This window comes from Methylobacterium sp. WL116 (assembly GCF_008039455.1).
Taxonomy (GTDB): domain Bacteria; phylum Pseudomonadota; class Alphaproteobacteria; order Rhizobiales; family Beijerinckiaceae; genus Methylobacterium.
This window is the reverse complement of the sequence record NZ_VRUV01000088.1, coordinates 1-12,633: the sequence shown is the minus strand read 5'-3', so window position 1 is coordinate 12,633 and position 12,633 is coordinate 1. Positions and strand designations below refer to the sequence as shown.

Below are 12,633 nucleotides of genomic sequence, written 5' to 3'. Positions count from 1 at the left end.
CCCCTTCCCTCTGAGGGGTACCTGATGCCCTTGCTCGGGGGTGCCACTGGGTACCGTGGGTGGCATGAGATCTCCCCTGGAGCACCCAAATGGGTCCGGTGGCGCAGAGCCGTAGACCCACTGCCGACATGGCTGTGCGATAGGACCGAATGGTTGCAATGACGGTGACATGAGGTCGGCGGCCGGAGGGGGGCGAGTGAGGGGACAATACCATCACCAGCTGCTCGAGAGGATCGAATGGCTCTACCTAATGACCCCCTGGTACCCTTTAGGTGGGAGGTAACTAGTAGAGCGATTTCAATGAGATAGGCAGGCGATGGCCGGCGACCGTCTCCGCCGCGTCGCTCATGATGCGAGCAACCTTGTCCGCCTTCGAGCGGGCGACCATCAGGCCATCGTGCATCGGTAGAGCCGTTATCTTCTGGTCCGCGAGGTCCAGTAGCGCCTTCACGATCACCTGGGACTCGGTGAACATCAAGCTAAGCCCGATGCCCGTCTCGAAGATCGGCGCCAAAGCTGGATGCGCAGCGACGATCGCGGCCTGAAGCTGCGGCCCCGAGGTGCCTGGAGGAAGCTCGCCACTGGTGCCCCGTGGGACACGCGTGAGGGGGGTCCGCCGGAACAGCATCGCCAGTACCGCCTTCTTCACCCCCGCCCGCCACGGCGCCCCTGGGAGTCCGGGAAGGCCTGCGTAGAGGTCGCCGGGCGGCGGCGTGAGATTAGCGCGGAGGTACGCGAGCCGCACGAACATTGCGTCGAAGTCCAGGTCCGCAACCGGTTCTCCCTTGATGCGGATTCGGTGGCGTTGGTCCTTAGCGAGTGTCTGCCACCAGCCCCCGAATAGGCGCCCCCCGAGGTCGAAGCGCTCGGTTCCCTCGGGATCATCAGGCTGGACGTTAAAATGCCGACGAAGGAACGGGAAGCTGGTCGGGCAAGGTTTGCCCTCGTGATCCTCCAAGCTGATGTCGGACGAAGCGAGGAAGGCGTTGATCGCCTTCATCTCCGACCGGTACCGGTGGGTCTCGTCGGTGTCCGCGTAGTCTATCAGCTCGCGGCTTTCCTCTCGGCCGGCAAAGTCGCGCTCCACTTTGCCGAGATAGATGGTCTCGCGGCCGGGCTCCTGGCTGAAATGATGAAGCCCGATCTTAGTTTTGCGCAGAGTGGAAGCCCAGTTTTCGCTGATCGTTATTGAACTCGATGTCCCCTTACGGCTGGAGCGATGGAGTGAGAGCACCGAGTCGCCGTAGCTAGCTAAGAGTTCGACTACGCTCGGCATATTGCCGAAGCCTTTGCGGTCGTAACGCGTGTGCTTCTGCTTGGCCGCCCTCAGACTTACGCCAACGGTAGGGGGCTCCAAACCAAGCGCGACGGCGTATGCCAAGTTGGCGAAAACGGTCCTGGCGATAGCGTCGCGGCTTTGTCTGTCCTTCTCGCGCATGCGGCGGACACGAGGCGTTCCGACGTAGGTCCAATGGCCTATGATGTTGTCACCAACGGCCCGGACCGTGAGAAGACTACAGGTCAACCACGGATTGAACATATGCTCATGGCGAGCATTATGTGAGTCCCTTGACCCCTCTGCCGTATCACTCGCTTGCGAGACCACCGCGCCTACCGTCTCCACATTGGCAGCATCCTTCCGCCAGTCAGGCCGTAGCAGCATCGCTCCCTCCCTGTGTCGAGAGGGCGAGCGTAGATTTAAGGCTGAGGACGGCCGGCAGGTGTGCCTCGCGGACATGCTCGCACGCCTCCTCCAGCATCAGCCCGAGGTGCCGAAGCGCCAACCCGGCGGAACGAGGATAGCGGTCGTATCGGGACCCCGGCCCATAGACCACGTGGGAGCCGCTCGCGAGTCGAAAGACTGCCTTGGCCGCCTGGACCCGCCGGTACTCTGTTGTCTCGCTGCCGGGGGAAACGGAGTCTTCCGCGATGGCGGCGCAGACCGCGAGGTAGTTCACTAGGAGCCGCCGTGGTGCGATTCCGGCCCGGCGCAGGCGAGCGAGGGAGGCACGCGCCTTTGCCGGTGGATCTAGCAGTTCGTTCACGTCCACGATCCGCTCCACGGGCCCAGAATCCGCCATGAGGCAGTCCAGGGCGTGCATGGCCGCCACCACCCAAATGTCGTTCGGGTGAGTCTTGAGGAAACGCTCGGCGGCCTTGCGGTACGGGTCGAGGACGGCGGCGGGATATGTCTGCTTCCAGTGGCAGCCGTGTCGGTTGGCTCGTTGGCAGCATCGACGGCAGTAGAGAAGGGACAAGCCCTTCCCCGCTAAGGCAGCTGGTGGCCGTCCGCACCCCGCCGCAACGCAGACCTGGAGAGCGCCATCCGCCCGATAGGCCGTCCGCTCGCGGAGTGCGACCGTGCCCGGTCGGAGCCCCCGAGCGTTCGCTATTGCAGCGCGACGGTTCACGCGCGAACCACCGCCTGCCGATCCTCCTCCAGTCCGTCCATCGCCATGCGGAGGAGTTGCTTGGCGGCTTCCGTCTTGTCTCCTGGAGTGCCGGGGAAAAGTGCATCGGGTGCGTCCACCACGGAGATGATGATTTCGCCGTAGTTCTCGACCGTGTCGTTGGCGGTGCGCCGGTTGTTCCGTGAGAACACAATGTTCGCACACGTCAGATTGAGCGTGTCGCCGTCTGCATAACCAAAGTCTTCTTCGGACTCCGCTCCGGCGATTAGCCTGGAGAAGACCGTTCCCGCGCTCCGGGCCTTCCTCCCGAAGACCTTCACGTAACGCCGGCCGTTGGTGGCGTCCACGAAAACACTCTGCCCGCACACCACGATGAGCAACAGCATGGCATAGGCGCCTGGGTTGCAGCGGCACCGGAGAGCTTTGCCGTCCTTATCCTCTAGGTTGAACTCGATGACTGGGAGGCCGCCTGCCTCACCTTCGACGGCAATACGAGTGATCCCGCTGACCTCCGCCAGAAGCAGAAGCCGCAGTGTCTGAGCGGAGTACGGTTGAGTGAGGAACTGCCGCAAGCCAGCGAGAGCGACAGCGAGTTGGTCGGTCGAATGAGAGTTCATGGCGATCCTGACAGCGGGGGGGAGTTCCATTTACGAGCCGATACATAGTGCTAAAATTGTCATTTCAAGCGGAAATTGATGGGCGATAATTGCTGCTGAGTCGGCCTTTCGTGCGATCCCTGTTCAACTCACCGGGGTGGTCCTGCCGGTAATCCCTCAACCGGGGCAGACACCTCTGCGCCGAGGACCAGCCTGCTGCCCGCACTGGGCGCGCCACGGCGGAGCTTTGCCCGAACCGCAGCCGAGCCTATGCAGCGTGAAGCCGACATCGCGGCCACCGATGCCGCGCACATGGACGCCACCGCCGCCTTCACCCTCGCAACCGGCATCAGCCTCGCGCTACACCTGTGGCGTGTGCGCATCGGCAGCTCAAAAGTGTTGGCTACCTAGGGTGATGCTCTAGGCGCTCGTTTAGGTTCAGATATGCTGCCGGCGCCACTCGAAGCCCGCCGCAGGCCCATGAAGATAAAGTCCGTTCGCATTCAGAATTTGCGGTCGCTAAGGGATCAGACCATCGGGCTAAGCGATTATACCTGCTTGGTCGGTGCCAATGGAGCGGGTAAATCGACTATCCTCTGCGCTCTTAATATATTTTTCCGAGAGACGGAAAATAGCGCAACAAGCCTGAGCCACCTCGATGCAGAAGACTTTTATCAAAAAGATACCTCCCAGCCCATCGAGATCACTGTAACCTTTGAAGCGCTCAACGAGGCGGCCCAGGATGACTTCAAGGATTACTTTAGGCAAGGACAGTTGATCATTACGTCCCGCGCCAACTACGATGCTACGGCGGGTCACGCGGTCGTAGTCCAGTATGGCAATCGGCTGGGCATGGAAGCCTTTGCTCCGTACTTCGAGCGAGCATCGGACGGCGCTAAGGCGTCAGAACTGAAAGAGATTTTCCTGCGCCTCCGGGGCGCCCACGATGGTGTGAAGGCCGCCACCTCGATGGCTGACATGGCCGCAGCTTTCCGCGAGTTCGAGACCGACCATCCTGACCTTTGCGTCCTTCTTCCGAGCGAGGATCAGTTCTACGGGGTGAGCCAAGCGGTGGGCCGGCTCAGAGCCTATGTGCAGTGGGTCTACATCCCGGCGGTGAAAGATGCCGCCGATGAGCAAGCCGAAGCGAAGAACACGGCATTCAGTCGGCTCTTGAGCCGGACAGTCCGGGCTCGCGTCAACTTCTCGGAGAAGATGAAGGGCCTTCGGGACGCCGCCGAAGCTCAGTACCGCGAGATGGTAGCTGCCGAGCAAGGCGCTCTCGATGAAATATCAGCGGCTCTCCAAGGGCGTTTGGCGGAGTGGTCGCACCCGGAGGCAACAGCGAAACTGCTTTGGCACCAAGACACCAAGACCTCCATTCGGCTTGAGGAGCCGTCCGCGAGACTGCTTGCAGGTGATGGCGAGTTCGAGGGCCAGATATCGCGCTTTGGGCACGGCTTGCAGCGCTCCTACATTATGGCGCTTCTGCAAGGCTTGGCGTCTAACGACGATGAGCAAGGCCCGAAACTGATCCTCGGGTGCGAGGAGCCGGAGCTATATCAGCACCCGCCACAGGCTCGGCACCTAGCGTCGGTTCTGCAAAAGCTGAGCGACAGCAACTCACAGGTCATCATCACCACGCACAGCCCGTTCTTCATTGAGGGCCGTGGGTTCGACAGTGTGCGACTTGTCCGCAAAGATCGGGCTCAACGCATGTCGCGCGTGACCAGTGCAAGACTTGAAGATGTAAGCCGGCGCTTGGCAGAGGTAACCGGGGAGCCATTGCTGGCGAGAGATGGAATCCTGGCGAAGCTGCATCAGGTCATGCAGCCAATGCTCAATGAAATGTTTTTCGCTCCCCGCATCGTTCTCGTCGAGGGCTTAGAGGACGTTGCCTACATCAACGCCTGGATGGTGCTCACGGAACGGTGGGATACTATGCGGAAGCATAGCTGCCATCTAGTCCCTGTTAACGGGAAGAGCGAGATCATTCAGCCGCTTATCGTGGCTGATGCGCTAGGCATTTCTGCGTTCGTCGTCTTTGATGGTGACGGAGACAAACTTGCCCATGTCAATCCAGATACTGCTAGGTCTAGGCGTATTGTACATGAGCGAGACAACCAAGCGCTCTTAGCTCTGTTAGGCGCTACAGGGTGGGCGCCATTCCCGACTGAGACCTATTGGCACAATCGGTTTGTGATGTGGCACACGGACTTGGCGAAGGTCGCGGAGACCGAGGTTGGTGCGGAGCGCTGGTCTCAGTCCGCAGAGGCTGCCAGCCGCCTGTATGGCAACGCTGGCGGCCTTAAGAAGAACTCCCTCTATGTAGCGGCGCGGCTCGATGCGCTCCACAAGGGCGAATGCCGACCGGCATGTTTGGAGCGGCTGTGCGACTCGATCTTGGAGTTCTGCACGGCTCACTAGATAGCTGCCGCCACGGGGGTCCGGGCAGTCACACTTTAGTACCGCTCGCCGGTGTACTTGCCGGCGGCGTTGAAGCTGAAGGATCGATCAAAGCCGAAGGCGTTCCATAGCCTATCGAAGACTGGCCGTAAGACCTCCTCATCAGTTTGTTGCGGGTCTGTGATGACGGCCTCGGGCAAAAGCAGCACATCGGTCCGCGTCGGCCGTTTTAGGTCGAAGGCCCGTCCAGAGCTGGAGAGATTGTGGCCGCGAACTCCGATGAGTGAGAGGAAGACGTAGAGCGGCAGCTCGACACCCTTCTTCGTCAGCTTCTCGCGATAGCTCTGCAAGGCCTGTAGAGCAGACCATTCAACTGTCGAGGCGGGGATGAACCATCCGTCTTCACCCTTGTGGCCTACGGTGGCAGCCCCCTCGATGATGCCGGAGCGGAAAAGCATCGCGTAGCCGTAGGTGCCGTCAGGGTCTTGCTCCTGGCCGGAGAACGTCGCGAAACCTTCCAGGGTATGGCGGGCATTGAAACTGCCGCCCGCGAGGCCGAAGGGAAAAATGAGGTCGTGGTTACGGTCTATCCCGACATCCCGCTTCGCCGCGAACGTCTCTAAGGGGACCACATGAAGGACGGCCTTGGCACCGCTTCGCAAACCTACGGGTCCTTCACCCGCTTCAATGATGCTCAGCCTTTCGTTCCTGAACCGGCGAATGCGATCATGTACACCCTCGGCGGACAGGAAGGCAGCCCGCAACTCTGTCACGTCCAAGGCGGTCTTCCCGGCGTTGGTCCGGCCGTAGAAGTGCCCGTGGTTGCGGAACGTCACCCGATGCGGCCCGAGGTAGCTGCGCGGGATTCTCACTAAAAGAAGACCCTTGCCGCTCGGCCCCGCTAGCCACCGTACCTCCACCCTCGGCAAGCGAGGCTCAAGGCCGGACCGTAGGCTGCCCTCCAGGCGCAACACCTCCGCATCCGGGTCCGCCAACTCGATGCCAGGAGCGCCCGTAGCCTCGCCCTGCGCCTCCGTGATGCCGAACACGATGTCGCCGCCGGCCGTGTTGGCGAGGGCGGAAACGTCCGCCAGGAACTCGCGCTTGTCGTCGTCCTTGCCGCCCACTAGGGCTTGCTTAAAGTCCAGCGTACGCCCTTCCCGGAGGCCCGCTTCCACCATCGCCTCTACATCGCTGAACGTCAGCGCGTCGATTGCCTGCGGGAGCATCGTGGCACCTGTGCGAATTGGGCGAGGGAGAGACGGGACACGCCCTCCTCTCCTGCTAAAGTAACCGCCTACTCAGGCCACCGCAAAGCGCTCGCGAAGCTAGCTCGGTCAACGCCCCCTCCGTGCTGTTGCGCCCAGGGCCCCCCGCGGTAACCTTGCGTCATGCCCGAGCCGAGTCGCATCGCCCGCCTCCGCATCACCCTGGACGACACCGAGCCCACCATCTGGCGGACTGTCGAGGTGCCTCTCGCGGCTAGCCTCAAGCTCCTTCATGAGGTGATCCAGGCGGCGATGCCTTTCCAGGACTATCACCTCTTCCAGTTCCGCGAGGGGCCGGTCCGATACGCCATGCCAGACCCCGAGTGGTCTGACGGAAACACCCGCAGCGCGAAGACCACCAAGCTCGGGGCACTCGTGGCCCAGGGCACAACCGCCTTCGCCTACACCTACGACTTCGGGGACAACTGGCAGCACACGATCACGGTCGAAGAGGTCGGCCCGGCGGACCCCGATGTCGCCTACCCGCGCTTCCTCGACGGGGCGAGGCGGGCACCACCCGAGGACGTGGGCGGGACGATGGGCTTCGAGGAGTTCCTTGAAGCTGTCACCAAGCCTCGGCACCGCGATCGCAAGCGGATGCTCGATTGGTACGGCGGCCCGTTCGATCCTGATGAGCTGGACCGGGAGATAATAGAGGCCGGCATGGCGAAGCTGGCTCGGCGCCGTGCCATCGGGCAGGCAGCGTTCGCGAAGAGCCGAGGTCGGCCGTGAAGTCCCTCAGCGGATGAGGGCGAAGCGGGGAAGCGGGCCGTGAAGCCACTAAGCTGTTTCAAGATCTTCGATAGCAAGCGTAAGCCGTGCCCGCATGATTATGGTTCCGGCTTGATCTCGAACGCTCGCCAAAAATATTTGACCGTCTGAGGAGGTGTCTAGTAGCTCGGAGAAGCGCTTCAAAACATGACCCAGCTTCTCTCGCGCTGCTCCTTCGTCTGCTAATTCAAAGCCTTTCTTGTCGCGCACGAAATTTGTGCCGTCATGAAGGTCGATATAGAACAGCGGCATCTTATGCGCCTAAGCCTGAGGTTGGTAATAAGGCTGTGTACTGCCTACGGGCTCGTTTTGCGATGATGCCACGCCTGCATGTTGCATGCCGCCTACCCTTCATCCCGCAAGCAGGTCCCGCCTACCTTTGTCAGGATGTCCCGGCGCTGCGCTCTCGACTAAGGCGGTGCCCGATGGCCCGACCGTTGCCTCCGCCTCAGTCTCGCCAAGGCAACCGGGCACCATCCCCTCATGATGAAGACCTCCCGCATTCTCGGCTGGCTGCTCCTGGCGGGAGTTGTCTTTGCGACGCTCGCGCCCATTGGCCTCCGGCCCATCAGCGATGCCCCGGTCTCCGTCGAGCGATTTGGCGCCTACGCGGTGGTGAGCTTCTTGTTCGCCCTCGGATACCCGAACCGCCGTTGGCAGATCGTGGGAGGGCTGATCGCGCTTGCTGGTGCCATGGAAGCGATGCAGAACCTTGAGCTAACCCGGCATGGTCGCTTCGGGGACTTTGCGGTCAAGGCTGCTGGATGTTGGTTCGGGGTGATGGTTGCCGTCGTCCTCGCCTTCATCCCGGCGAGCATGGCGAAGGCCGAGGGACGCCTTTAAGCTCGTCCCACTGCGTCGCATCTTATTCCTTGATGAGAGCAGGCTCGTTCAACGCGACGCCCCTAGTCTACCGCTATCGCATCCGACGAATGATCCCACTCAATGCGTGGGTGCCTGATTCGCGGGCGGGGCAAATGGATGACAACAAGGCCCGCGCTTCCAGCGACCGCGACAAGCTCACAGCACCAGAATACCACGTCGAGCATGGTTGTTGCCCTTCTACAAGCTCCCGAGATATGCGTGGCCAAGCATGGTTAACATTCCGTTTCGGTGAGCGGGGCAGCGTCAGCACAGCTTGCCTTCAGTTTCTGCCGCGAGTCGCTTTGACCGTTAGTCTTCCCAGAGCAGCCCATTCGCCTGAGCGACGGCCGCCGCCTCGCCGCGCTTAGCGAGCGCCTGGATGGCATGATGCCGGCTCAGGGTACGGAACAGCTCGCCAGCCGCGCACGGGGCCTGCCGGTCCATATAGGCCGCGAGGTTGGCATAGTGGCTGGCCATCAGCTCATCGGCTGCGGCTGCCACGCGGAGGGCAGAGACCGCCACTTGCGCCAATGCCCACGGTCTTTCCGGCGCATCCATCCCTAGGCCCATCGTGCCAAAGCTGCTTCCGCTTCTACCGGGTTGTCACGGATGCGGTAGATGGTCTGGCGAGAGAGCCCGGTAACAGTGGCGATATTGCTCACCCCCTGGCCCTGGCCCAGAGCCCCGTTGACGGCATTGAACTGCTCTCGCGTGAAGCTGGGCTTACGGCCCCGGTAGGCGTCCCGGCCCTTGGCGTGGTCGATGCCGGCCCTCTGCGCTTCCTTGCTAGCCTCCGCCTGGGCCTGCGCCGTGGCGGCCATGAAGCCGATGAGCGCATCCCGCACGGCTTGCTGCATCGGGTCCTTGGTGGCCCCGTCGAAGGTGAGGCCATTGATGACGGTGCGGACTATGACGCCCCGGCGCATCAGCTCCCGGATGGTGTCACATACGTCCGCGTAGTTGCGGCCCAGGCGGTCCACCCAGCGGACCACGAGGGTATCCCCGCGGCGGAGCATGTCGAAGAGCCTGCGGCCCTGCGGGCGGTCATTGAGGCTGGTGGTGAGGCCCGACACCCCCTCGTCCGCAACCACCTCGTCTACCTCGAAGCCGGCCGCCTCGGCCTGGATACGCTGGTGAGCGATGGTCTGGTCGGTGGTCGAGACGCGGGCGTAGAGGATGGTCTGCATGGGAGCGGCGTCCGTCCGAAAGGGAGGTGTCCGCAAGAATGGCTGTCCGTTGGGTGATGTCAACCCTTACGGACGGCCTTTCGTACAGCCTCGGTGCCGTACGCTGCGGTATACCCTAACGGAACACTCCTGAAGGGTTTTTGATATTCACAATGAGGCCCGTTGGCACCGAAAGCTCCTTGAGCTTTCCCCTGAGGGCCTGCCGCGTGTCGATTTCATCTGGAAGTCCCATTTGAAAATCACCTTTCACACAAGCTAGAGCGTCATCAAAGAAGTCATCCAAGCCTTCCCCGCCAGACAGCTTTCCAAGAATTTTCTTTCTCGTTCTAACTTTCCGGGCATCAATCACTCTGACGCCACTCGCTGAGTAAATCCAGACATACGAAGCATCGGAGACGGCAAGCATATTATCGCAGGCGCGGTTTAATTCCGCTGATGTGCGGGTCGTTAAGCTGGAGTCCCACTTCGACTGGACCAATAAGCCCTTCGTGATGCGCCCTTGTTCAGTATCAATATCGATCCCGATGTAAAGATCAGCTCCAATCCGTCTTTCCATGGCGCCGGCCCCACGATCAGGAATGTCTTGACTGAGGATACGAAGGCGATGGCCAAACACCATGACGCCGTTGAGCTTAGTTTCTAAACCTTGCCCGATTCGGGCTGATAGGGCGGGCTCTTGGGTAAGAGTATCATAATGGTCACGGCATATCTCGTCTGCGACGGCGCCTAGCGCCGCTGCTATAAGTCTACGCGAGAGCGCATCTTGGATCACGGCTGGCCCTGTTCCGACAGCAAGAAATGGCGAGGCGCGTTTAACGTCTGTTGGCGCCCAAGTTAGTAACTGGGCCTTGAGGAGGGCACGGCCCTCGACTCAAGGCCGACACTGTCCTGGTATACCCCCTACGGGGGGAAACTCTGCCGCTCCGTGTCAGGTATGAGGTGTCGCGCGAGTGACCCCTAGGTTTTGGCCCGGGCCACTCCCCCTACCCGGACAGGCTGCGCACAGACCCACGATGCCGGGTGGTCTCAGCCCCGCAGGCCCCTACCTCGCGCACCCTCGCTGCCGCCATCTCTGGCACAATCTGGGCACACTGAGATGTGCCCGAGGCCCCCTCGACCCCCTACCCGAGGCTTGACCCGGAGCCTCCCTCCGGCCTAGCCTCAGAGCCCTAACAGCCTGTTCCGAAGGAGCTTTTCGCCCCCTCCCCTCCCTAAGTATGGATCACCTTCCCATAAGCATCCAGCACGCTCTCGTGCATCATCTCGGATAGCGTCGGGTGCGGGAAGACCGTGTGCATCAGGTCTTCCTCGGTGGTCTCGAGGTTCATGGCGACGACGTAGCCCTGGATCAGCTCGGTCACCTCGGCGCCGACCATGTGGGCGCCGAGCAGCTGGCCGGTGTTGGCGTCGAACACCGTCTTGATCAGCCCGTCCGGCTCGCCGAGCGCGATCGCCTTGCCGTTGCCGGCAAAGGGGAAGCGGCCGACCTTGATCGCAAAGCCCTGCTCCTTGGCCTTCGCCTCGGTGAGGCCGACGGAGGCGATCTGCGGCTGGCAGTAGGTGCAGCCGGGGATCTTGGCCTTGTCCATCGGGTGGGTGGGCAGGCCCTTGATCGTCTCGATGCAGATCACGCCCTCGTGCTCGGCCTTGTGGGCGAGCATCGGCGGCCCGGCGACGTCGCCGATGGCGTAGAGGCCGGGCACGTTGGTGCGGCCGAGCCCGTCGGTGACGACGATGCCGCGCTCGATCTTCACCCCGAGCGCCTCGAGCCCGATCCCCTCGATGTTGCCGACGACGCCCACCGCCGAGATCAGCTTCTCCGCCGTCAGCGTCTGCACCTTGCCGTCGGCGGCCTCGATCGTCGCCGTGATCGAATCCGCGCCCTTCTCGACCTTGGTCACCTTGGCGCCGGTCAGGATCTTGATGCCCTGCTTCTCGAAGCGCTTGCGGGCGATGGCGGCGATCTCCGGATCCTCCACCGGCAGGATCTGCGGCAGCAGCTCCACCACCGTCACCTCGGCGCCCATGGTGCGGTAGAACGAGGCGAACTCGATGCCGATCGCGCCCGAGCCCATCACCAGGAGCGACTTCGGCATCGTCTCCGGCACCATCGCCTCGTAGTAGGTCCAGATCAGCTTCTTGTCGGGCTCGATGCCGGGGATCGCGCGCGGGCGCGCGCCGGTGGCGACGATGATGTGCTTGGCCGAATACGTCCCGGCCGCGAGCGCGCCCTTCGGCGCCGGCGCGCGGGCGGTCTCCTTGACCGTCACCTGCCCCGTGCCGTTGCCCTTGGCGACGCTGTCGACCGTGGCCTCGCCCCAGATCACGTCGACCTTGTTCTTCTTCAGGAGGTGCCCGACGCCGCCGTTCAGCTTCGACGAGACGCCGCGCGAGCGCTTCACGATCGCGCCCGTGTCGAACGAGACCTCCTTGGCGGAGAGCCCGTAATCGGAGGCGTGCTGCATGTAGTGGTAGATCTCGGCCGAGCGCAGCAGCGCCTTGGTCGGGATGCAGCCCCAGTTCAGGCAGATGCCGCCGAGGTGCTCCCGGTCCACCACCGCGGTCTTGAACCCGAGCTGCGCCGCACGGATGGCGGTGACGTAGCCGCCGGGGCCGGCGCCGATGATGAGCACGTCGTAGCTGTCGGCCATGAGGGTCTGGTCTCTTCCCTGGAGCGTCTCGGAGGCGAGCGTAGACGAGGACGTCGCGGGCGCCAACGCGCCGGCCGGAGCCGGGGGTTACATCGTAGGAGGGCTCATGCCTGCCGGGCGTCTTCCCTCCCCCCGACGGATCTCGGGCTTGCCCGAGATCCGCACCCCGTGTGCCCAAGTTGGGCAGGCCCGACTTGGGTGCGGCGGAGGGAAGATCCGCGTCCCTACCCCGCCGCCCGCGACCCGCGCCACAGCCGCCACAGGCGGCGCCAGCGGGCGGTCTCGATCGGGGTGTTGAGCGGGTCGTAGCCCGGGCGCTCCATCGCGGCGAGGTAGCCGTCGACCAGGGCGAGCGGCAGGAAGGCGGCGCGCGCGGCCGGCGCGCTGCAATAGCGAACGCTCGGGGGCTCCGACCGGGCACGGTCGCACTCCGCGAGCGGACGGCCTATCGGGCGGATGGCGCTCTCCAGGTCTGCGTT

General features: G+C 62.8%; 13 protein-coding genes and 1 pseudogene. 4 read left to right on the top strand and 10 right to left on the bottom strand.

Going from position 1 to position 12,633, the window contains the following annotated elements:
• Nucleotides 1-283: 283 nt before the first annotated feature.
• From FV223_RS09535 to FV223_RS09525, 3 genes are all read right to left on the bottom strand, one after another.
• On the bottom strand, nt 284-1,438 hold the full coding sequence (locus FV223_RS09535; RefSeq protein WP_147726711.1) for a hypothetical protein: 1,155 nt from the start codon (nt 1,436-1,438) through the stop codon (nt 284-286).
• Between the two features lie 208 nt (nt 1,439-1,646).
• Nucleotides 1,647-2,258 (bottom strand): hypothetical protein, encoded by a 612-nt coding sequence (locus FV223_RS09530; protein WP_147726709.1) that lies wholly within the window; start codon nt 2,256-2,258, stop codon nt 1,647-1,649.
• Nucleotides 2,259-2,407: 149 nt separating this feature from the next.
• Nucleotides 2,408-3,028, bottom strand: coding sequence for a hypothetical protein (locus FV223_RS09525; protein ID WP_147726707.1), 621 nt, complete (start codon nt 3,026-3,028; stop codon nt 2,408-2,410).
• 249 nt (nt 3,029-3,277) lie between these two features.
• Between FV223_RS09525 and FV223_RS30230 the strand changes: the two genes are divergently transcribed.
• Nucleotides 3,278-3,418 carry a hypothetical protein gene (locus FV223_RS30230; protein WP_187276105.1) on the top strand — a complete coding sequence of 47 codons (141 nt, stop codon included), beginning with the start codon at nt 3,278-3,280 and terminating at the stop codon, nt 3,416-3,418.
• A 69-nt stretch (nt 3,419-3,487) separates the two neighbouring features.
• Nucleotides 3,488-5,434, top strand: a complete 1,947-nt coding sequence (locus tag FV223_RS09520; protein ID WP_187276104.1) for an AAA family ATPase — start codon at nt 3,488-3,490, stop codon at nt 5,432-5,434.
• Between the two features lie 35 nt (nt 5,435-5,469).
• On the opposite strand, the gene FV223_RS09515 is transcribed toward FV223_RS09520, so the two are convergent.
• Nucleotides 5,470-6,642, bottom strand: a complete 1,173-nt coding sequence (locus tag FV223_RS09515) for an ATP-binding protein (protein WP_147726703.1) — start codon at nt 6,640-6,642, stop codon at nt 5,470-5,472.
• A gap of 162 nt (nt 6,643-6,804) precedes the next feature.
• Between FV223_RS09515 and FV223_RS09510 the strand changes: the two genes are divergently transcribed.
• Nucleotides 6,805-7,413: a plasmid pRiA4b ORF-3 family protein gene (locus tag FV223_RS09510; protein ID WP_147726702.1), complete on the top strand. Its 609-nt coding sequence runs from the start codon at nt 6,805-6,807 to the stop codon at nt 7,411-7,413.
• Nucleotides 7,414-7,461: 48 nt separating this feature from the next.
• On the opposite strand, the gene FV223_RS09505 is transcribed toward FV223_RS09510, so the two are convergent.
• Nucleotides 7,462-7,704 (bottom strand): hypothetical protein, encoded by a 243-nt coding sequence (locus FV223_RS09505; protein ID WP_147726700.1) that lies wholly within the window; start codon nt 7,702-7,704, stop codon nt 7,462-7,464.
• 231 nt (nt 7,705-7,935) lie between these two features.
• Here FV223_RS09505 and FV223_RS09500 point away from each other — a divergent pair, with 231 nt between their 5' ends.
• Nucleotides 7,936-8,295 (top strand): hypothetical protein, encoded by a 360-nt coding sequence (locus tag FV223_RS09500; RefSeq protein WP_147726699.1) that lies wholly within the window; start codon nt 7,936-7,938, stop codon nt 8,293-8,295.
• Between the two features lie 330 nt (nt 8,296-8,625).
• On the opposite strand, the gene FV223_RS30225 is transcribed toward FV223_RS09500, so the two are convergent.
• The 5 genes and pseudogenes from FV223_RS30225 to FV223_RS31695 form a co-directional block, all read right to left on the bottom strand.
• Nucleotides 8,626-8,793 carry a hypothetical protein gene (locus tag FV223_RS30225; protein ID WP_187276103.1) on the bottom strand — a complete coding sequence of 56 codons (168 nt, stop codon included), beginning with the start codon at nt 8,791-8,793 and terminating at the stop codon, nt 8,626-8,628.
• 83 nt (nt 8,794-8,876) lie between these two features.
• Nucleotides 8,877-9,503: a recombinase family protein gene (locus tag FV223_RS09495; RefSeq protein WP_147726697.1), complete on the bottom strand. Its 627-nt coding sequence runs from the start codon at nt 9,501-9,503 to the stop codon at nt 8,877-8,879.
• 115 nt (nt 9,504-9,618) lie between these two features.
• Entirely contained in the window at nt 9,619-10,275 is a 657-nt protein-coding gene (locus FV223_RS09490) for a hypothetical protein (protein WP_147726696.1), read from the bottom strand.
• Between the two features lie 439 nt (nt 10,276-10,714).
• Nucleotides 10,715-12,154 (bottom strand): dihydrolipoyl dehydrogenase, encoded by a 1,440-nt coding sequence (gene lpdA / locus FV223_RS09485; RefSeq protein ID WP_147726694.1) that lies wholly within the window; start codon nt 12,152-12,154, stop codon nt 10,715-10,717.
• Nucleotides 12,155-12,378: 224 nt separating this feature from the next.
• Nucleotides 12,379-12,633 (bottom strand): annotated as a pseudogene (locus FV223_RS31695) (hypothetical protein); the annotation flags it as partial.